The 19,429-nt window shown below is 57.9% G+C and carries 24 protein-coding genes, 1 tRNA gene and 1 riboswitch; of the genes, 11 read left to right on the top strand and 14 right to left on the bottom strand.

The window, feature by feature from the left end; all coding sequences use genetic code 11:
• The first annotated feature begins 39 nt into the window (after positions 1–39).
• From Q6L55_06065 to Q6L55_06035, 7 genes are all read left to right on the top strand, one after another.
• Positions 40–252, top strand: a complete 213-nt coding sequence (locus Q6L55_06065) for an NAD(P)H-quinone oxidoreductase subunit O (protein ID MEN9258278.1) — start codon at positions 40–42, stop codon at positions 250–252.
• Positions 243–899: an SEC59/DGK1/VTE5 family protein gene (locus Q6L55_06060; GenBank protein MEN9258277.1), complete on the top strand. Its 657-nt coding sequence runs from the start codon at positions 243–245 to the stop codon at positions 897–899. The genes Q6L55_06065 and Q6L55_06060 overlap by 10 nt, the downstream gene beginning before the upstream one ends.
• The gene (locus Q6L55_06055) at positions 887–1,903 is read left to right on the top strand and encodes an ABC transporter ATP-binding protein (protein MEN9258276.1); all 1,017 of its coding nucleotides are present in this window, start codon (positions 887–889) and stop codon (positions 1,901–1,903) included. Before Q6L55_06060 ends, Q6L55_06055 begins: the two co-directional genes overlap by 13 nt.
• A gap of 54 nt (positions 1,904–1,957) precedes the next feature.
• Entirely contained in the window at positions 1,958–2,572 is a 615-nt protein-coding gene (locus tag Q6L55_06050; GenBank protein MEN9258275.1) for a rhomboid family intramembrane serine protease, read from the top strand.
• A 45-nt stretch (positions 2,573–2,617) separates the two neighbouring features.
• Positions 2,618–2,689: transfer RNA gene (locus Q6L55_06045), tRNA-Lys, on the top strand.
• Between the two features lie 288 nt (positions 2,690–2,977).
• Positions 2,978–3,691 carry a hypothetical protein gene (locus tag Q6L55_06040; GenBank protein ID MEN9258274.1) on the top strand — a complete coding sequence of 238 codons (714 nt, stop codon included), beginning with the start codon at positions 2,978–2,980 and terminating at the stop codon, positions 3,689–3,691.
• Positions 3,692–3,732: 41 nt separating this feature from the next.
• Positions 3,733–4,911, top strand: coding sequence for a substrate-binding domain-containing protein (locus Q6L55_06035; GenBank protein ID MEN9258273.1), 1,179 nt, complete (start codon positions 3,733–3,735; stop codon positions 4,909–4,911).
• 14 nt (positions 4,912–4,925) lie between these two features.
• Here the strand turns inward: Q6L55_06035 and Q6L55_06030 are convergent, their stop codons facing one another.
• The 8 genes from Q6L55_06030 to ureG all read right to left on the bottom strand — a co-directional run bounded on the left by Q6L55_06030 (position 4,926) and on the right by ureG (position 11,967).
• Positions 4,926–5,396, bottom strand: a complete 471-nt coding sequence (locus tag Q6L55_06030; protein MEN9258272.1) for a hypothetical protein — start codon at positions 5,394–5,396, stop codon at positions 4,926–4,928.
• Positions 5,386–6,231, bottom strand: coding sequence for an ABC transporter ATP-binding protein (locus Q6L55_06025; protein MEN9258271.1), 846 nt, complete (start codon positions 6,229–6,231; stop codon positions 5,386–5,388). Before Q6L55_06025 ends, Q6L55_06030 begins: the two co-directional genes overlap by 11 nt.
• A 37-nt stretch (positions 6,232–6,268) precedes the next feature.
• Complete coding sequence (gene urtE / locus Q6L55_06020) at positions 6,269–6,970, bottom strand: urea ABC transporter ATP-binding subunit UrtE (protein ID MEN9258270.1); 702 nt, start codon at positions 6,968–6,970, stop codon at positions 6,269–6,271.
• Positions 6,954–7,712 (bottom strand): urea ABC transporter ATP-binding protein UrtD, encoded by a 759-nt coding sequence (gene urtD, locus Q6L55_06015; GenBank protein ID MEN9258269.1) that lies wholly within the window; start codon positions 7,710–7,712, stop codon positions 6,954–6,956. The genes urtE and urtD overlap by 17 nt, the downstream gene beginning before the upstream one ends.
• Entirely contained in the window at positions 7,678–8,835 is a 1,158-nt protein-coding gene (urtC, locus tag Q6L55_06010; GenBank protein ID MEN9258268.1) for an urea ABC transporter permease subunit UrtC, read from the bottom strand. The genes urtD and urtC overlap by 35 nt, the downstream gene beginning before the upstream one ends.
• A gap of 4 nt (positions 8,836–8,839) precedes the next feature.
• Positions 8,840–9,976 carry a hypothetical protein gene (locus Q6L55_06005; GenBank protein ID MEN9258267.1) on the bottom strand — a complete coding sequence of 379 codons (1,137 nt, stop codon included), beginning with the start codon at positions 9,974–9,976 and terminating at the stop codon, positions 8,840–8,842.
• Positions 9,976–11,235 (bottom strand): urea ABC transporter substrate-binding protein, encoded by a 1,260-nt coding sequence (urtA, locus tag Q6L55_06000; GenBank protein MEN9258266.1) that lies wholly within the window; start codon positions 11,233–11,235, stop codon positions 9,976–9,978. The genes Q6L55_06005 and urtA overlap by 1 nt, the downstream gene beginning before the upstream one ends.
• 117 nt (positions 11,236–11,352) lie before the next feature.
• The gene (gene ureG, locus Q6L55_05995) at positions 11,353–11,967 is read right to left on the bottom strand and encodes an urease accessory protein UreG (protein ID MEN9258265.1); all 615 of its coding nucleotides are present in this window, start codon (positions 11,965–11,967) and stop codon (positions 11,353–11,355) included.
• Positions 11,968–12,018: 51 nt separating this feature from the next.
• Here ureG and ureE point away from each other — a divergent pair, with 51 nt between their 5' ends.
• From ureE to Q6L55_05980, 3 genes are read left to right on the top strand one after another with little or no spacing between them, the layout of a single operon-like run.
• Complete coding sequence (gene ureE, locus Q6L55_05990; protein ID MEN9258264.1) at positions 12,019–12,471, top strand: urease accessory protein UreE; 453 nt, start codon at positions 12,019–12,021, stop codon at positions 12,469–12,471.
• A gap of 5 nt (positions 12,472–12,476) precedes the next feature.
• Positions 12,477–13,139 carry an urease accessory protein UreF gene (locus Q6L55_05985; GenBank protein ID MEN9258263.1) on the top strand — a complete coding sequence of 221 codons (663 nt, stop codon included), beginning with the start codon at positions 12,477–12,479 and terminating at the stop codon, positions 13,137–13,139.
• A gap of 2 nt (positions 13,140–13,141) precedes the next feature.
• Positions 13,142–13,996 (top strand): urease accessory protein UreD, encoded by an 855-nt coding sequence (locus tag Q6L55_05980; GenBank protein ID MEN9258262.1) that lies wholly within the window; start codon positions 13,142–13,144, stop codon positions 13,994–13,996.
• Here the strand turns inward: Q6L55_05980 and ureC are convergent.
• The 6 genes from ureC to Q6L55_05950 all read right to left on the bottom strand — a co-directional run bounded on the left by ureC (position 13,964) and on the right by Q6L55_05950 (position 18,143).
• Positions 13,964–15,670 (bottom strand): urease subunit alpha, encoded by a 1,707-nt coding sequence (gene ureC / locus Q6L55_05975; GenBank protein MEN9258261.1) that lies wholly within the window; start codon positions 15,668–15,670, stop codon positions 13,964–13,966. The two genes, Q6L55_05980 and ureC, sit on opposite strands and share 33 nt — an antisense overlap.
• Positions 15,667–15,972 (bottom strand): urease subunit beta, encoded by a 306-nt coding sequence (locus tag Q6L55_05970; protein ID MEN9258260.1) that lies wholly within the window; start codon positions 15,970–15,972, stop codon positions 15,667–15,669. The genes ureC and Q6L55_05970 overlap by 4 nt, the downstream gene beginning before the upstream one ends.
• 4 nt (positions 15,973–15,976) lie before the next feature.
• On the bottom strand, positions 15,977–16,282 hold the full coding sequence (ureA, locus tag Q6L55_05965) for an urease subunit gamma (GenBank protein ID MEN9258259.1): 306 nt from the start codon (positions 16,280–16,282) through the stop codon (positions 15,977–15,979).
• Between the two features lie 89 nt (positions 16,283–16,371).
• Entirely contained in the window at positions 16,372–17,163 is a 792-nt protein-coding gene (gene cbiQ / locus Q6L55_05960) for a cobalt ECF transporter T component CbiQ (protein MEN9258258.1), read from the bottom strand.
• Positions 17,164–17,445: an energy-coupling factor ABC transporter substrate-binding protein gene (locus Q6L55_05955; protein ID MEN9258257.1), complete on the bottom strand. Its 282-nt coding sequence runs from the start codon at positions 17,443–17,445 to the stop codon at positions 17,164–17,166. It abuts the gene before it with no gap.
• Between the two features lie 23 nt (positions 17,446–17,468).
• On the bottom strand, positions 17,469–18,143 hold the full coding sequence (locus Q6L55_05950; GenBank protein ID MEN9258256.1) for an energy-coupling factor ABC transporter permease: 675 nt from the start codon (positions 18,141–18,143) through the stop codon (positions 17,469–17,471).
• Positions 18,144–18,248: 105 nt separating this feature from the next.
• Positions 18,249–18,398, bottom strand: a riboswitch (cobalamin riboswitch).
• A gap of 92 nt (positions 18,399–18,490) precedes the next feature.
• On the opposite strand from Q6L55_05950, the gene Q6L55_05945 reads away from it, so the two are divergent.
• Positions 18,491–19,420, top strand: a complete 930-nt coding sequence (locus tag Q6L55_05945; GenBank protein ID MEN9258255.1) for a DMT family transporter — start codon at positions 18,491–18,493, stop codon at positions 19,418–19,420.
• Positions 19,421–19,429 lie beyond the last annotated feature (9 nt).

Genomic DNA, 19,429 nt, shown 5'->3' with positions numbered 1-19,429 from the left:
CTGCCATAATATTCAAAGATGCAGTGAGCTAGGCAAACGATGGCTATCAAAAAGGGTAGCTTGGTGCGGGTGCAGCGGGAACGCCTGGAAAACAGCCTGGAGGCCCAAGCCAATGACACCCGCTGGTCGGCCTATGTCTTTGAGTCGCCGGCGGAAGTGCTGGACATCCGGGGAGACTACGTGCAGTTGAAGTTCCGTGTACCGACGCCACCCGTTTGGTTACGCCTGGACCAGGTGGAGGAATGGGCCTGACCATCCCCTGGGGTGCAGTAGCGGGGGTAACGCTCTGGCTCTTTCTGGTGCTGAGCCTCGCCCTGGTGGTCCAACGCACAACCAAGGCGGATGCGGAGACGCTACGCAAGATCGTCCATATCGGCACGGGGAATGTGATCCTATTGGCCTGGTGGTGGCAGGTCCCTACTTGGATCGGTATTGGTGCGGCCATCGTAGCGGCCCTGGTCACCTTTATTTCCCACTGGGTGCCCCTGTTGTCCGTGATTGACAGCGTGAATCGCCGCAGTTGGGGGACATTTTTTTATGCGGTGAGTATCGGGGTGCTGATGGCCTGGTTTTGGCCGCGCTTGCAGTACAAATACGCCGTTTTGGGAGTGCTGGTGATGGGCTGGGGCGATGGGTTGGCCGGGGTGGTGGGGCGCTATTGGGGTAAACATCCCTACCGACTGGCGGGCATTTGTAAAACCTGGGAGGGGTCGCTAACGATGGCGGGGGTAGCAGGGGTGTTGACGGGGTGGGTGCTGGGGTGGACACCCCTGGTGCCGGTGGTGGCCCTGGTGGCAGCCGTTTTAGAGGTGTTTTCCTACTATGGGGTGGACAATTTGACGGTCCCCTTGGCAACGGCGGCGGTAGCGTTTTGGTGGCAGCAGCTATGGCCCGGTTGATCCTGGAACAGGTGACGCAGAAGTTTGGCCGGCAGGTGGCGGTGGCGGATGTCTCTTTGCACATCCCGGATGGGGAGTTTTGGGTGTTGATGGGGCCGTCGGGGTGCGGCAAGTCCACCATTTTGCGTACGGTGGCGGGGTTGTTGCCGGTGCAACAGGGGCGCATCTGGTTGGGGGAGCGCTGTGTCAACCAGGTGCCGGCGCGGGAGCGGGATGTGGCCATGGTGTTTCAAAACTATGCTCTCTATCCCCACATGACCGTGGCGGAAAACTTGGCGTTCGGACTGAAAATGCGGGGTGTCCCTCCCCAGGAACGGCAGCGGCGGGTGCGCTGGGTGGCGGAACTTTTGGGCTTAACGGAGTTGCTCCAGCAAAAACCGGGGCAGTTATCTGGCGGCCAACAACAGCGGGTGGCTTTGGGGCGAGCGATGGTGCGGCAACCCCAGGTGTTTTTACTGGATGAACCTCTGTCGAACCTGGACACCCGTTTACGGGACCAGACCCGCACCGAACTCAAACGCCTGCACCAGCAATTGCCCATCACCACGCTCTATGTCACCCATGACCAGACGGAGGCCATGACCTTGGCGGATCAACTTGTGGTCATGCACCAGGGACGGATTCAACAAATCGGTTCCCCCCAACACCTCTACCGGCACCCGGCCAACAAGACGGTGGCGCTTTTTTTGGGCCATCCTCCCATGAACATCCTGCCGGCCCATTGCTTTCCGGCGGTGCCGCCGACGGTGGAGGTGGGGGTCCGACCGGAAACCATAGCCCTGACGTCACCGGAAAAGGGGGATTTGCAGGGGCGGGTGGTCCTGGTGGAACCGTTGGGGGATGTGAATCTGGTGCAGGTGGAGGTTGGCCCAGACCTGTTGCTGTGGGTCAAAACAGGGCAGCAGCCGACGGTAGGGGAAACGGTGGGATTGGTCATTCCTGCCCAGGCCCGCTATTACTTCGATAAGGCGACGGGGGCTTGTCAGGTGTTGACTCGGGCATAGTTATTCAACCCTGGGGGTGCATGGCACAATTAGGAGCAAGCGCTTAGGGAACGGGTGACCGTGCGGAAACCTAACCCCCCTTCCTCGGCTTTGCCGGGCACCAGCCAGACTTCAGTGATGCAGGAAATCCGGCGAGCTTTTGGGTTACCCTTTTACTTCCTGCTCCCGGCCTGGGGGCAGCAAATGGTGGACCAGGTGGTGTTTCAAGGGCGCTGGAACATCCCGATCATTCCCCGACAAATCCGGGGCTTACCGGGTATTGTGTTTGCTGTTTTCTCCCACGCGGACTTTGCCCATCTCTTGGCCAACTCCATCCCCTTTCTCATCTTCAGTTGGTTGATTTTGCTCCAGAGCTATCGCCGCTATGGGATCACGTTGCTGGTGGGCTGGCTGGGCGGCGGGCTAGGTTGCTGGTTGCTGGGACCGCGCCCGGTACACGGCATGAGTGGCGTGATTTATACCCTCTTTGGCTATCTGTTGTGGATTGGCTGGCAGGAGAAGCGTCTGGTTTCTCTGCTGATTTCGGTGCTGGTGCTGGTGAACTATGGGGGGTTGGTCTGGGGGGTTTTGCCCCGGGAACCCTATGTGGCCTGGTGGGGACATCTGATCGGGTTTGTCCTGGGTATCGGGACAGCTTATGTCCTGGGGCGTTCCCCATCTCCCAGGTAAGGGACGGTAGTCTGTAAAACTGTGTTAGACTAAATGCCTGGGTCTGGGTCGGTAGCTCAGCGGTAGAGCACTCGGCTTTTAACCGATTGGTCCTGGGTTCGATCCCCAGCCGACCCACTGTGGTAGCAGGTTCTGCCGGGGTATGGTGAGAGTGTAGGTATAATCCAGGAATACAACTCTGCTGGTGGTTATCTCACCTGCCCCCGCTGTGGCTACGACCGAAATCCCCTGACCGCTGCTAGGTGCGCAATCTGTGGCCGCCGTAGGGAGTGTCCCGGGTTCCTATGCTGGCAACACTGGCGGGTGTACTGGTCCTAGGCAGCGCGGATTTCTGGTTCTTACCCACCTTTGCCCAGTAGTTGGGATACAGATACCAACCCCCAAGCGGTCGCCCCAGCAGGGCAAATGGCTGGTATCCCTGGTGGCCTGTTTAACGACGGGGGTTCGACCACGTTTGCCCCTTTGCGCTCGGACCGGATTAACCATCCCCAATTTCGTTTGCGCTCTGTCGAACCGCCGGGGGGCAAACCGGGTTCGGGAGCGGGGATTGAAAGGTTGATTAACGGCCAACTGGTGATTGCCCAGTCGTCCCGACCCTTCAAGGACAAGGAGTTCCAGCGCGCCCAAATACGGGGCTGTCGCCTGCTGGAACAAATGCCCATTGCCCTAGGTAAAGATTCGAGGGCTGACAGTGGCCCAAGTGCGAGATATTTTCACGGGCAGGGTGACCAATGGGCAACAGGTGGGCGGTCCCAATCTGCCGGTGCTGCCCTTGAGTCGCAATCTGCAAGACGGTGGACCCCATGTCCGCGAAACTCGGGACGACTCCTGCTGGGGGTGGGCTATGCCACGGTTTCCCAGGTTAACCAGAGCATGGTGTGCATTGTCCCCATTGCCAAGGAGGCGGGTAGCCCCTATGTCACTTCGGACATCAACGGTCAAAAGGTGAATTTGGCGGTCATTAGTAACGGCACGTACCCCATCACCCGACACTTGTTTGTCATCATCAGGTGGGATGGTACGTTGGATGAAAAAGCCAACGTGGCCTACGCCAATTTGTTCTTGAGTGATGAGGGGCAACAATTGGTGCAGGCAGCCGGTTTTGCATCGTTGCGTTGAGTAGCGGCTACAATACAAACAAACCAGTTCTGGTGCGGGACATGACCCAGGACTACAACGATTACAGCTACGTCAAATGCCCCCAGTGTGGCTATGAACGGAATCCCATAGGGGCAGCCAAATGCGAGATTTGCGGCTACCGGCTGAAAAAGGGATGGCCCCTGGTGCCGATTCTGGCAACGCTGGTGGGTGTGGCGGTTCTGGGGGGTGGGGGATTTTGGTTGCTCAGTCGGATGGTCCAGCAGAAGCCAGCAGCAGTCACGTCTTCGCCAGACCCCAACCTTAGCGGGCCTGCATCATCACCGGACTTTGGTGCGACATCAGCTCCCGTGGCACCAGCAACGCAAACAGCGGGCATCACCATCGTTGCGCGCATTGCCGATGTACCGGATGTTCCCAGTGGCACCTTTAACTACGGGGGTTCGACCACGTTTGCTCCCCTGCGGTCAGAACGGATCAACCAGGTGATTTACCAGGCCCATCCCCAATTTCGCTTGCGCTACGTCGAACCGCCGGGGGGCAAACCGGGTTCCGGAGCCGGCATTGAAATGCTCATTGACGGTCAGCTTTCTATTGCCCAGTCGTCCCGCCCTCTCAAGGATGAGGAATACGAGCGAGCGCAACGGCGGGGCTTTCGGTTGGAACAAGTGCCCATTGCCAATGACGCCATTGCCATCTACGTCCATCCCCAGGTGCAAATCCCCGGTCTTACGGTGGCCCAGGTGCGGGACATCTTCACAGGCAGGGTGACCAATTGGCAACAGGTGGGCGGTCCCAATCTGCCGGTGGTACCCTTTAGCCGCAATTTGCAAGCGGGGGGGACGGTGGACTTTTTTAAGGAAATGGTGTTGGGGGGAGCAGCGCTGGGGCCGAATGTCCGCGAACCCCGGGACACCACCGATTCTCTGCGCAAAGTCGGAGCAACCCCCGGTGGGGTGGGCTATGCCACGATTTCGGAAGTGGTCAACCAGAGCATGGTACGCATTGTCCCCATCGCCAAGGAAGCCGGCAGCCCTTACGTGGCCCCGGACATCAATGGTCGCGAGATCAATCTGGAGGCCCTGACCAACGGCACCTATCCCATTACCCGGCGGCTCTTTCTCATCATCAAACGGGATGGCACGTTGGATGAAAAAGCCAGCGTGGCCTACGCCAATATGTTTCTCAGCGACGAGGGCCAGCGATTGATCAAAGAAGCCGGTTTTGCACCGTTGCGTTAGTGCCCCGATTGGGTCTATTCCCCGCGGGTTTGGATATGGTCAACGACAGTTTGGTAGTAAGACCGCCACTGCTGTAGGGATTCATCGGAAATATGGTCAATGATGGCCCTAATGTCTTTCACTAGGTCCTGTACCTGGTCTAAACGAGCCGCAATCTTGTCGGGAGTGGCATGGGGGGATTGAGTCAAGTAAACCAGCATCTTGATGCCCTGTAGCCGATTGTTGACCAGGTCCTTGAGCATTTCCCGTATTTGGCGGATGGCCTGTTGCCGGACTAGTCGTTGCCGCCGTCGCACCAGCCAAAACAATAGGCCATGCAGGGTCCCGACTACCGTTGCCGTTATCGCCGTGACCACCCAGACATCTGCCCCCAACCGGGCCGCCAGTCCGCCAATCAGCAGGATGACCAATAGCCCTAGACCGGTCAATAGCAATTCCAAATGCCGCAACACAAACCATTCGATACACCAATTTTTAAGCTCCATCTACATTCAACCACCAGTGCCAATACGTCTGCCAGGCCGCCAGGGTTTTCGGGGCAGGGTGAGGACCACGCCAGCTAGCCGGTAGGGCTTGCCAGGCCGCTTGTAAGGTCGGTGTTCCCAGGTCATTCAACAACTCCCTATAGCTCCAGACGTGGTCAGCCCAACCTGCGACCCGCAGGCGTCCCCCCTCTAGCCACACTACCCAATCCGCCCAAGCGTAGGCCAGGTCTATATCGTGGGTGGCCATAACCAACGTCGTACCTTGCTGGTGAATCCGGTGCAGCAGCCCCAGGAACCCTTGGGTTTGTTGAAGGTCCAGGTACGTCGTAGGTTCATCCAAAAGGAGCAGCTCCGGTTGCAAGGCCATCACCCCCGCCAAGGCTACCCGCCGTTTTTGGCCCAGGCTCAGGTCATGCAGGGGGACATCCGCTAAGGAAACCAAGTCAAAATCCTGCAAAATTTGCGTCAAACGCTCGGTCATGGCCGACCGGGACAGGGACAAATTATTCAATCCATAGGCAATGTCCTCGGCCACAGTCGTCCCCACCAACTGGTGCTCCGGGTCCTGAAACGTCAAACCAATCCGTCGTCGCCAGGACCAATGGTGTTGCAATGGCTCCCCCCGCCAGGTGATCACCCCCCGATAGCCCCGATAGAGACCGGCCGCCAGGAGCAGTACGGTGGATTTGCCACTGCCATTGCGCCCGAGAATCACTGTCTTGTAGCCCTGCGGAATCGTCAGATTCAGTTCCACAACCGCCGGTTCCAGCGCACCGGGATAGGTGTAGCTCACCTGCTGGAACGTCAATCCCTCTAGGGCGTTGTTAGTTGCCATGGATGGCATCATAGCTCACCCGCACCCGGAGCCCTGCCTACACCGACAGGTAGCGCTGGATGACCTCCGCTGTTAACTCACTGGTGGGGCCGGCAGCCACGATCCCCCCCTTTTGCATGGCGTAGTAGAAGTCGGCCTGTTTCACAAAGTGCAGATGCTGCTCCACCAGAAGCACCCCAATACCCCAGCAATGCACAATGCGGCGAACGGCGGCCTCAATTTCCAAAACGATTGATGGTTGAATCCCCTCCGTCGGCTCATCCAGCAAAAGTAAGCGCGGGCGGCCAAGCAAAGCCCTGGCAATGGCCAACTGTTGCTGTTGACCCCCACTCAGATTTCCCCCTAAGCGGTGCTGCATACGCTCCAGTACCGGAAAAAGCGCAAACACCTCCGCCAGGGCCTGTTCCCGCTTAGCCCCCATTTCTGGATGCGCCTCCAACCCCAGCAACAAATTTTCCCGCACCGTCAAACGGGGCAGAATTTCGCGCCCCTGGGGCACATAACCGATGCCCAAGCGAGCCCGTGCATAGGGGGGCAACGGCAGCAGCGAGCGCTCCTCAAACCGAATATCTCCCTGCCGCGGCCTCAACAGACCCATAATGCTTTTCAGCAGGGTTGTTTTACCTACCCCGTTGCGGCCGATCAAGCAGACCATTTCCCCCGGCTTCACCTGCAAATCCACCTGCCGCAGAATATGGCTCTCGCCGTAGAAAACATCCAAATTAGTGATGCGCAGCATGGTTTGGCTCCTGACTTCCCAAGTAAACCGCGATCACCTGCGGGTTCGCTTGAATCTCCTCAATCGTGCCTTCACACAACACAGTCCCTTGGTGCAGCACCGTCACCTTCTGGGCAATTTGCCGCACAAACTCCATGTCATGTTCGATAACGATAATCGAGTGCTCCCCCGCCAGAGATAGCAGTAAATTACCCGTTTTTTCCGTTTCCTCATCCGTCAGGCCGGCCACTGGTTCATCCACCAGCAACAAATCCGGCGATTGCGCCACCAACATACCGATTTCCAGCCACTGTTTTTCCCCATGGGACAGTAAACCGGCCGGCCAATGTTGCTTTTTCGCCAAGCCAATAAAAGCCAAGAGTTCACTCACCGCGCGTTTTTCCGAACTTTTGGGCCGTCCCAGTAAGGTATGCCACAGCCCCTTGCGGCGATTACTGGCCAGCTCCAAATTCTCCCGCACCGACAACTTGAGATACACGCGGGGAGTTTGAAACTTGCGCCCCATCCCCAGTCGAGCGATCACAAACTCCGGGTAGGCCGTAATATCTTGGCCCTTGAAATATACCCGCCCCCTTGTGGGCTTCACCTTACCCGTAATCACATCCAAAAAGGTAGTTTTGCCAGCCCCATTAGGGCCAATAATCGTCCGCAACTCCCCAGCAGCCATGCGGAAGTTCAAGCTATTTAGGGCCTGAAAGCCATCAAAACTAACCGTTAGGTCTTTGGTCTCCAAGATGTTCATAGTCTGCGTCCATCTCCAGCTCAAGTTTGGGGTAGGTTGACAACCGCCGTTGACCCGTAGTTTTTTGCCACCATTCCCAGCCGGTGGTCCGCAACCACCCCACGATGCCCTCCGGCAACAACAGGACCACCGCCAGGAACAACCCCCCCAAGAAAAACAACCAGACCTGGGGAAAACTCTCACTCAAAAGACTCTTGGCAAAATTGACTACCAACGTCCCCACCACCGCTCCTACCAAAGATGCCCGTCCCCCAACGGCCACCCAAATCACCATTTCGATAGAAAAAGCAATGTCCATCACCCTAGGCGAGATGATACCCGTTTGTGGCGTGTACAAAGCGCCCGCTAAACCCGCCAAAGCCGCAGAAATTGCAAAAACAAAAACCTTCACCACAGTAGGATTATAGCCCAGCATACGGACCCGAGGTTCATCATCCCGAATCGCCACCAGCAAACAGCCAAATCGCCCACTGGTCAACCAGCGGCACAGACCATAACTAGCCGCCAAAGCCAACACCGTCAGCCCATAGAAAACCCCTTGAGTTTGCGGGTCGCTCACCCGATAACCAAAGATTGTTTGAAAATCCGTCAACCCATTGGTGCCATTGAGTAATTTTTGTTGACCATTGAAAAAATTAAAGAAAATGATGGTGAGCGCCTGGGTCAGGATGGAAAAGTAAACCCCACGGATCCGGTTACGAAAAATCAGATAGCCGATGAGCGCCCCCAAAAGCGCCGGCACCAAAATAATTGCCACCAAGGTAAAAGGAAACGAGAAAAAAGGCCGCCACAACCAGGGCAACTCCGTCACACCATACAGGGGCATAAACGAAGGCAGTCTTACCTGTGTATCCGGCGGAAATTGCAACTTCAGATGCATTGCCAGAGCATAGCCCCCCAGCCCAAAAAACACCCCATGCCCCAAACTCAACAGCCCCGTATAGCCCCAAATCAAATCAATAGCCAAGCCTGCAATCGCCAGCGCCAAAAAACGCCCCAGCAGATTCACCCGAAATCCCTGGCCCAGACCCACCAAAATAGGGGGTATGACAAAAACCAGCGCCAGCGCCGTGCCCACAACCACCCCAATTTCCAGCCACAACAACCGCTGCCTTTGGCCCATCGCCCTAGCTCTCCACCATACGGCCCTTTTGGGGGAATAAACCCGCCGGACGGTATTGCAAAAAAGCAACAATCAGGATAAAGAGCAAAACCTTGGCCATGCTGGTGGTGGAAAAGAACCCCAGGAAATCCGCCAGTCCGGGAACCGGTTGTACCCAAGCCGCCAACTTCCCCGACCCCAGCAAGTAATTGAGCGTGCCAATCCCCAACGCCGCCAGGACCGTCCCCCACAAATTCCCCACCCCCCCCAACACCACCACCATAAACATATCCACGATGTAGTTCTGTCCCGTATTTGGCCCCACCGACCCCAAAAAACTGACCCCACAACCGGCAATACCCGCCAGTCCCGACCCCAGGGCAAAAGTCAAGGCATCCACCGCGTCCGTATTGATACCCAAACAGGCACTCATCGCCCGATTCTGGGTCACCGCCCGGATGCGCAACCCCCAAGGTGAGCGGTACAGGAACAACCCCATCCCCAGCAAGCACACCACCGCCAGCCCCAGGATGAACAAACGGGTATAGGGTATCTGCAGCGTCTCCGTCAACCGCCATCCTGTACGCAACCAAGCCGGCGCCGTCACATCCACATTCTGCGCCCCAAACCACGGCTTACGGGCCGCCAGCCCCAACCGTTGACTCACCAGCGCTATGGTCGTCAGACCAATCCCCGCCGCCAAAGCAGCCAGCAGGCCCCGGCCCCAAACCGGCAAGCATCGCCGCTGCCAGCGTAAAACCCCCAACGCCCCCCAAAACAGCAGGGCAAAAACCCCCACACCCGCCACCAAAGCCCAATTCACACTGCGCACCAACTGCTGCAGAATCAAGCTCACTCCCCATGTCGCCAGCAGCGTTTCCAACGGCCGGTCGTAGAGAAAACGGATCACCGCCCGTTCCAGGGCCAACCCAAACAGGGCTGTGACCACAAAAGCCCCCACCAACGCCACCAACACATAACCCTCCCACCCCCGCAGCCCCTGCTGGATGACAAACGTGGTGTAGGCCCCCAGCATCATCAGCTCCCCCTGGGCCATGTTAATGACCCCCATCAGGCCGAAGGTGATCGCCAGCCCCAGAGCCGCCAGCAAAAGCACAGCCCCCGTCGCAATGCCATTGACCAATGCGTCTAGGAATTCCATCAGATGCGGTACTTCCCTCCTTTCGCCGGGTCCGACCAATCACAGGCAAATCCTTTAGTTTCAGCCACGTATTGGTTCCAGGGCACCGGGTCTACCGGTTTATCCGTGGCAAACACAATATCAAACAACCCATCATCCCGCACCTGACCAATCCGCACAAACTTGGACAAGTGATGATTGCTATTCATCCGCACCTGTCCCTCTGGGGCGTCAAAAGTCAAACCATAGGCGGCCTGGCGTACCTTTTCCAGGTCCTCAAAGGTCCCTGCCTTTTCCACCGCCTGTTTCCACAGATAAACCGCGATGTAAGCCGCCTCCATGGGGTCATTGACCACCCGGTCTGCTCCGTATTTAGCCTTGAAAGACTCTACAAATTTCTTACTCGCCGGCGTATCCACCGTTTGGAAGTAATTCCAGGCTGCGTAATGCCCCTTGAGAAACTCCACCCCAATGGCCCTCACTTCCTCCTCAGCGATACTGACCGACATGGAAGGATACTTATCGGGCCCCAGACCTGCCCCCTTCAATTGCTTAAAGAAGGCCACATTGCTATCCCCATTCAGCGTGTTGTAAATAACTCCCCCATTGGGCAAGGCAGCGCGGATTTTGGCAATGATGGGTGCCACCTCCGTACTCCCCAAAGGCACGTAATCTTCCCCCACCACCTTGCCCCCTTTGGCCGCCAACTGGGCCTTGATGATGGTATTGGCCGTGCGGGGAAAAACGTAATCCGAACCAATCAGGAAAAACTCCTTGCCCTTATTTTGGAGTAACCAATCCACTGAAGGTTCAATTTGCTGGTTAGGCGCCGCACCCGTGTAGAAGATATTTTTGGAGCACTCTTGCCCCTCATACTGCACGGGGTACCAGAGCATGTGTTGCTTCTCTTCAAACACTGGTAAAACCGCTTTACGACTGGCGGACGTCCAGCAGCCAAAGACCGTAGCCACCTTGTCTTGATCAATCAGTTTTTTTGCTTTTTCGGCAAAGGTGGGCCAGTCAGAAGCGCCGTCTTCGATCACCGGCTCAATCTTTTTACCCAGCACACCACCAGCAGCATTGATTTCCTCAATAGCCAACAATTCGGCATCCACCACACTCTTTTCACTAATGGCCATGGTACCGCTAAGGGAATGGAGAACACCCACTTTAATCGTGTCCCCTGCACCCGTTCCTCCAGGAGTTCCACAGGCCTTGATCAACACACTGGTCCCCACAAATAAGGAACTGGACACCAAAAAGCGACGACGCTTCATCATTGTCATGAATAGCCTGCCTCCTCACGCATTTTTAGCATCAGCAAAGCAATTTTGGACTATCGCTCATCATGGGCTAGAGAGTTAATGGGAACTGTATCAACCGATACAAAAACAGGTCTAGGATGTAGAAACTTTCAAGGGGAGAAAGGGGGATAGAAAGTCGATGACCTGGGACAAGCCTTCGCGGGTTTTCAGGTTGGTGAAAACGAAGGGTTTATCACCGCGCATGCGCCGGGCATCCCGCTCCATCACCCCCAAATCAGCCCCCACGTAGGGTGCCAGGTCAATTTTGTTGATCACTAGCAGGTCGGATTTGGTGATGCCAGGACCTCCTTTGCGGGGAATCTTGTCGCCAGCGGCCACGTCAATGACAAAGATGGTGATGTCTACCAGTTCCGGGCTAAAGGTGGCCGAAAGGTTGTCGCCGCCGCTTTCGACCAATAGCAGGTCCAGGTCGGGAAACCGTTGCTCCAGCCGCTGAATGGCCGCTAAGTTGATGGAGACGTCATCCCGAATGGCCGTGTGGGGACAGCCCCCTGTTTCCACCCCTTCAATGCGGTCGGGGCTAAGGGCTTGGACTCGGGTGAGTATCAGGGCGTCCTCTTTGGTGTAGATGTCGTTGGTGACCACGGCAATGCTGTAGCGCTCCCGCAGGGATTTACAGAGGGCTTCGACTAGGGCGGTTTTGCCTGACCCCACAGGACCAGCAATGCCAACATGTAAAGCAGCCACGCTTCTCCATCCCCCAACGCCCTATAATGCCACTGTAAGGAGGGGGCGGCAATGGCATTTGTCAAAATGGCTACCTACGCGGCGGTCGTACTGGCCAAAGGAACGGCAAGACCAGTTACGGGGGTCCTTTCCCTAACGGCGGAGGAGCGGCGCAAACGTCTCTTGCCCTGGCAAACGTCTGAGGGGGAAACGGTGTATTTGGAATTGCCGCGGGGGGTGGTGCTCCAGGATGAGGATGTGCTGCATGTACCGGCGCGGGATTGGGTGCTGACAGTGGCGGCGCGCCCTGAACCGGTCCTGACGGTGCGGGCTTCTCAACCCCTATTGCTCCTGCGGGCCGCTTACCATTTGGGGAATCGCCATGTCCCTTTGCAAATCACACCAGAGTGGCTACGGCTAGCGGCAGATGGGGTTTTGGCTGACCTGTTGCGGGAGATGGGGCTGACCGTCACCGAGGAGATGGCGTGTTTCTATCCGGAGATGGGGGCCTATCACCACCATTGAGGGGGATGTCGCTACTGGCTCTGCTCCAGTTGGCTAGCCCGGCGCTGCCGGTGGGGGCCTACAGCTACTCGGAGGGGATTGAGTGGCTAGTGGAACGGGGTGTGCTGCGCAGTAGCGCTGACCTAGAACGCTGGTTGCGCCAGGAGTTGCAATATGGGGCGGTGCAGGTGGAGGGGCAGGTGCTGCGGGTGTTATATGGGGCCATCGCCCAGGCGGATAATGCCCAACTGGATTACTGGAATCGCTGGTTGTCGGCTCAACGGGAGACCGAGGAACTGCGCCACCAGAGTTGGCAAATGGGGCAGGCGCTGCTGCGATTACTTCAAGACATGGGGCTATTTCCTGACTGGGTCACGGTTGCTTTGACGCCGTGTAACTATGGGGTGGCCTTTGCCCTGACGGCCTATCAGTGGGGTCTGACGCTGCCAGAGGCACTGGTAGCTTACCTATTTAGCTGGGCTGCTAACTTGGTCAGTGCCGGCGTCCGCGCTATTCCCATAGGTCCAACGGAGGGCCAGAAGCTGCTGTTTGGCCTGCATGGGCTCATCCACCAGCAAACCCAGGCGCTCTTGGCTGAAACGACACCGCCTTTCTACAGCTGCTCGGTCGGGCTGGGCTTAGCCAGCATGTACCATGAAACCCAGTACAGTCGTTTGTTTCGGAGCTAGGGGTGGGGCATTGGCGAGGGGAGTTGGTCGCTACCTGGTGTCAGAAAGAAGGTGTGACCCGGCTGGCTTCAGCCTATGTGACGACGCCCTGGCAACTCCAGCGCCCGTTTTACCCGGAGGGTCCGGAATGGTGCCATACGGTTACCCTGCAGTTGGGGGGAGGGATGGTCGGGGGTGACGAGCTGGTCTGCCGGGGCCATCTCCAGGCGGGAGCCAAACTGTTGCTAACGACGGCGACGGCAAACAAGGTGTACCGCAGCCTTTCACCACAGTTGCCCCAGGTCAGTTCCAGTCACTGGCAGGTGGAGTCCCAGGCAATTTTGGAGCTGTTTCCCCAGGAGACCATTCTTTTTGCCCAGGCGCACTGGCAGCAGACGCTGGTGATTGAGTTGCATCCTAGAGCTTGGTGTTGTGGCTGGGAGATGTACCGCTTTGGCCGCACGGCCCGGGGGGAACGCTTCTGGGGAGGCACCTGGCGCAACGCCACCGAAATCTGGTGCCAGGGTCAACCTTTGTGGATTGACCGACAGTTTCTGCAGGGAACACCGGAGTTTTTAGACAGCCCCAATGGTCTGGCGGGGCAACCGGTTTTGGGGACGTTTTGGTTGGTGGGCCAGGAGGTGAGTCCGGAGCTGATTGAGCGCCTACGGGCTGCCTTGCCGCCGGGGACTGGTGAGATGGGGTTGACCCGACTGATGGGGGGGCTGGTGGGGCGCTATCGCGGACCCTCCACGGCGGAGTGTCGGCGCTGGTTTCTCACGCTGTGGCACCTTTTGCGCCCTCTGTACGCCCAGCGACCCCCCTGTCTGCCGCGGGTGTGGCAGCTAGAACAGGAAGTAGCGTTGGGCCATGGGTAAAACCGGGGCCGGCTCACACAGGAGCACCTCGCCATTGGCCCGCACTATGTAGGTTTCTGGGTCCACTTCGATGTGGGGAAGGGCATCGTTGAGCTTGAGGTCTTTCTTGCTGAGACGGCGAATGTTTTCCACCGGCAATACCCGCTTTTGCAACCCCAACTGCTGGGGGATGCCTTCCTCAAGGGCCACTTTGGATACGAAGGTGAAAGACGTGCTGTAGGTGCAGCGACCAAAGCTGGCAAACATGGGGCGCATGTGGATCGGCTCTGGCGTGGGAATGCTGGCGTTGGCATCTCCCATTTGGCTCCAAACGATTGCACCGGCCTTGAGCACCATCTCTGGTTTGACACCAAAAAAGGCAGGTTTCCATAGACACAAGTCGGCAAATTTGCCCACCTCCACCGACCCTACGTAGCGGGCAATGCCATGGGCAATGGCAGGGTTAATGGTGTATTTGGCGATGTAGCGGCGCACGCGAAAGTTGTCCGCCTTGTCGTCTTCGGGTAGGGGGCCGCGCTGGCATTTCATCTTGTGAGCCGTCTGCCAGGTGCGAATAATGACCTCCCCCACCCGCCCCATGGCCTGGGAGTCGGAAGAAAGTATGCTCAGGGCGCCCATGTCGTGTAGGATGTCTTCGGCGGCGATGGTCTCCCGGCGGATGCGAGATTCGGCAAAGGCCACGTCTTCAGGAATATTGGGGTCTAGGTGATGGCACACCATCAACATGTCCAGGTGCTCCTCTAGGGTGTTGACGGTGTAGGGGCGGGTGGGATTGGTGGAGGAGGGTAAAACATTCGGCTCGCCGCAGACTTTGATGATGTCGGGGGCATGGCCACCACCGGCTCCCTCTGTATGGTAGGTGTGAATGACTCGCCCTTTGAAGGCACGAATGGTGTCCTCCACAAAACCGGATTCATTTAAAGTATCGGTATGGATAGCTACCTGCACGTCGAATTCCTCGGCCACACTCAGACAGACATCAATGGCTGCTGGTGTCGTTCCCCAGTCTTCGTGGAGCTTGAGACCAATGGCGCCGGCGCGGATTTGCTCCCGTAGGCCTTCCGGTTTGGCGCTGTTGCCCTTGCCCAAGAAACCTAAGTTGACGGGAAAGCCCTCGGCGGCCTCGAGCATGCGATGAATATGCCAGGGTCCGGGTGTGCAGGTGGTGGCGCAAGTGCCGGTGGCAGGTCCGGTGCCGCCGCCAATCAGGGTGGTGACGCCCGCGGCCAAGGCCACCTCGATCTGCTGGGGACAAATAAAGTGAATGTGGGTGTCAATGCCCCCCGCCGTCAGGATCAGGCCCTCACCGGCAATAATTTCTGTTCCCGGCCCAATAATGATCGTCACCCCATCCTGGGTGTAGGGATTGCCGGCTTTGCCAATGGCAGCAATCTTACCGTCTTTGATGCCCACATCGGCTTTGACAATACCCCACCAGTCCAGGATGAGGGCGTTGGTGATCACCGTATCCACGGCCCCTGCTCCCCGGGCAATGGGGGACTGACCCATGCCATCGCGGATGACCTTGCCCCCACCGAATTTCACCTCTTCCCCGTAGAGGGTGAAGTCTTTTTCCACCTCGATAAATAGCTCGGTATCCGCCAGTCGAACTCGGTCACCCACGGTAGGGCCGTAGGTTTGGGCATAGGCGCGGCGGCTCATGCGATAGCTCATAACTTGCCCTCCACCCGGGCGTTGAAGCCGTAGACTTCCCGGCTGCCGCCGTAGGGAATTAATCTAACTTGCTTGGTGTCCCCGGGTTCAAAACGAATAGCCGTTCCGGCAGGAATATCTAACCGCATTCCTTTGGTAGGTTCCCGGTCAAATTCCAGAAAGCCATTTACTTCGTAGAAGTGATAGTGGGAACCCACTTGGATGGGGCGGTCGCCTCGGTTGGACACGGTAATGGTGAGGGTGGGTTTACCAGCATTGAGTTCAATCTCCTCATCAGGGGTAATGATTTCACCAGGAATCATAGGACTAATCGCGAATGGGTTGGTGAACGGTGACCAGTTTGGTGCCATCGGGGAAGGTGGCCTCCACTTGCACCTCCGGAATCATCTCGGCCACCCCCTCCATGACCTCGGATTTTTTTAGGATTTGGGTGCCTTCGTGCATAAGTTGGGCTACCGTTTTCCCCTCCCGCGCCCCCTCCAGAATCGCTGCCGTAATCAGGGCAACCGCCTCAGGATAGTTGAGTTTGAGGCCCCGTTGCTTGCGCCGCTCCGCCACCAGGGCCGCCGTAAAAATTAACAACTTGTCCTTCTCCTGGGGTGTCAGGTGCATGGCCTCCCTCTCACCCAGTCCAATATCCAGTGCTACCCTGTGAGATTGCTGTAGCAATTGATACGGACTTTTCTCAGGAAACGCGGTATTCACTGGCGGAGTACCCCTTCGAGTGCCAGGAGTCCCAACCCGCCTACGAGGGCTTCGACAACATACCGCCGGGGCAGGTGCGAGGTCACTGGTAAAGATACGCGCCCATGGCCCTGCCAACCCCGCGCCGCCAATCCCAGGGCCAGTTGTTCGTAACGGCGTAGCGTGCGCAGCCACAGTTGCCCGGTTAGCAGCCCCAAACTCACCAATGCCTGAGGCCAGTTCCGGTAGCCCCCCCGTGCCTGTTGAGCTGTGTACATTATGGCAACCTCCCCCAAAAGGAGAAAGATCAAGCGATACATCAATAGCAGCACATCCAGCAGGAGGGGGGGTAACCGGCAGCAGCGCAGCACCTGGAGCAGGTCACTAAAGGGGGTGGTAAACAACAGGAAGAGTAAGCAACTGCTACAGGCCAGGGAGCGTAACCCTGTGGTCAAAGCGGTGTAAACCCCCCGGTGGCTGAGAAAGACCTGCCAATCGCCCACATCAACAACCAGCCAGACATCCTCTACGGGGAAGGCGACCAGCGGAGGGACCACCTGAATCACCAGTGCCGGCAGGCTCAGCAGCCAAAACAGCACGAGTACCCCCAGCCATCCCCCATACACCCGCCAAGGAATTCGGGCATGACTCACAGTCCACCGCGCCAACCACACGACGATAATCCCCTGGGTCAGGGGTTGGGCCACCAACGCCAGCACCAGTAACCCTAAGGCCAACCCCGCCTTGGCTGTGGGAGACACCGACCGCAGGGCATTGCGGTAGGCGTAGCTCTCCAGGTAATGATGCACTTAGCGCTGCTTCTGGCTGCGACCGTGGTATCGCCCGAGCACGTAGCCCAGTACCCCCGCCCCCAACCCGGCCTGCAGCGCAAACAACAGGGATTCAATTTCACCACTGGCCGGCTCAAATAGCGGTTGCACCCAGGGTTCGTAATCAGGCCTCAGTTCCTTGACCGCCTGGGGTGCTTGGGCATCGGCCCCCTCAAACGCCGCGTCGCGCCGCAGCAGCAGGGGCATAACCGTCAGGGCTACGACCCCCAGCAACAGTAACCCATTGACCCGCCAGGGCATCGACTTAGCCGATGGAGAACCACTCATGACGCCCCCTCCTCCGGCACCAGCCGCAGCACCGCCAGCTCTTCCCGGCCATAGGTTTGCAGCCAATTCCATACCAGGGCCGTCAAAAAACCCTCGCTAATGGCCAAAGGAATCTGGGTCACGGCAAAAATTGCGGCAAATTTGGCCAATGCTGCACCAAATCCACCCACCTCTGCCGGAAACGCCAGCGCCAGTTGCATCGACGTCACCACGTACGTCGCCAAATTCCCCAGGGCTGCGGCCAAAAACACCGCTATCCCTTGCCGTCCCGTCCCTTTCCAGACCAAGTAAAAAACGGCATAGGCCACCCACGGCCCCACCACCGCCATGGAAAATCCATTAGCGCCCAGGGTTGTCAACCCCCCATGGGCTAACAACAGAGCCTGAAACAACAGCACCAAACTACCCAGCACCGTCATGACGCCAGGGCCAAACAGAACCGCCCCCAAACCCGTGCCGGTGGGGTGAGAGCAACTCCCAGTCACCGAAGGCAACTTCAGCGCCGACAGCACAAACGTGAACGCCCCGGCCAACGCCAGCAGCAATTTGGTTTCCGGCGCCCGCTGGGTGACCTGCCCTAAAGCACGCAACCCCACTAGGAAAAAGGGCAAAAATACCAGCCACCACAGCAGCACCCACCGGGTTGGCAAAAACCCTTCCGCAATATGCATTGCTTGGGCTGGCAAGGCCTGACTCAGGACCAGACCCAAACCCACAGCGGCGGCTAATACTAGACGCAATCTTGTCCAACGCACCATTGTCCGTACCTCGCAGACTGGTTGGTGAAACGCATCGGCGGGCATCCTGACTGAGCCATCCTTAGGGGATGGGCATCACAGTTGCGGGACAGCGCCGGATTTGCACCGGACTTTCCCCCTTGCGTCTGATGGCTGGCCCCCACCAGAACCGATGCCATGATCCCTCAGCATAGCACTCCCCGTTCCCCCACTCCATCCCGTTGCGAAAATTCACATTGCGTTACCATAGAGCCAACAAACCGTAAATGATCTTCACGGCCATGCTGCGTTTGTTGGGGTTGGTCAGTCCGTTTTTCTTCTGGGGCACGGCGATGATTGTGATGAAGGCCCTGCTGCCGGAAACGGGGCCGTGGTTTGTGGGGGCCTTTCGGCTGATACCGGCGGGGGTTTTGGTGCTAACGGCAGCCCTAGTTTTAGGGCGACCTCAGCCCCGGACATGGCTGGCTTGGCTAGGCATTCTCCTGTTTGCTCTGGTGGATGGCGCCCTGTTTCAAGGGTTTTTGGTCACCGGCTTGGCGCGTACCCAGGCGGGTTTGGGTTCGGTGATGATTGATTCCCAGCCCTTGGCGGTGGCCCTGCTGGCCTGGCTACTCTATGGCGAGGTGATTGGGCTGTGGGGTTGGATCGGGTTAGTGTTGGGGGTCACGGGCATTGCCCTGATTGCCCTGTCGCCCCAGGAATGGCTGCAGGGGGTCAACTGGTGGGGTCATGGGGAATGGTGGATGTTACTGGCGGCGTTGGCGATGGCCGTGGGCACGGTGATGATGCGCTGGTTGAGTCGTTGGGCGGACCCCTTGGTGGCGACGGGCTGGCACATGGTGCTGGGGGGTGTACCGCTGTTGGTGCTGTCAGTGATGCAGGAGGGACCGGTCTGGCAGCACTTGACCGGCTGGGATTGGCTGGGGCTGGCCTACACCACCGTGTTGGGGAGTGCGGCTTCCTATGGGTTGTTTTTCTATCTGGCGGCCAAGGGGAATCTCACCAGTCTCAGCGCGCTGACTTTCCTAACGCCGGTGTTTGCCTTAACCTTTGGGGCTTTGTTTCTGGGGGAACAACTCACGACGTGGCAGTGGGTGGGCGTGATTTTAACGCTGGTGAGCATCACCTTGATTAACCAGCGACACCGGTTGCAGCCAACACCGGTAGCGGAACCTGTCCCTGTTCCGGTGTCCGCGGAATCCCGGCCTTGAGATACTGGA

Source organism: Gloeomargarita sp. SRBZ-1_bins_9 (assembly GCA_039794565.1).
Lineage (GTDB): Bacteria > Cyanobacteriota > Cyanobacteriia > Gloeomargaritales > Gloeomargaritaceae > Gloeomargarita.
Note: the sequence above shows the minus strand (reverse complement) of the source record. Positions and strands in the feature narration are given on the sequence as shown.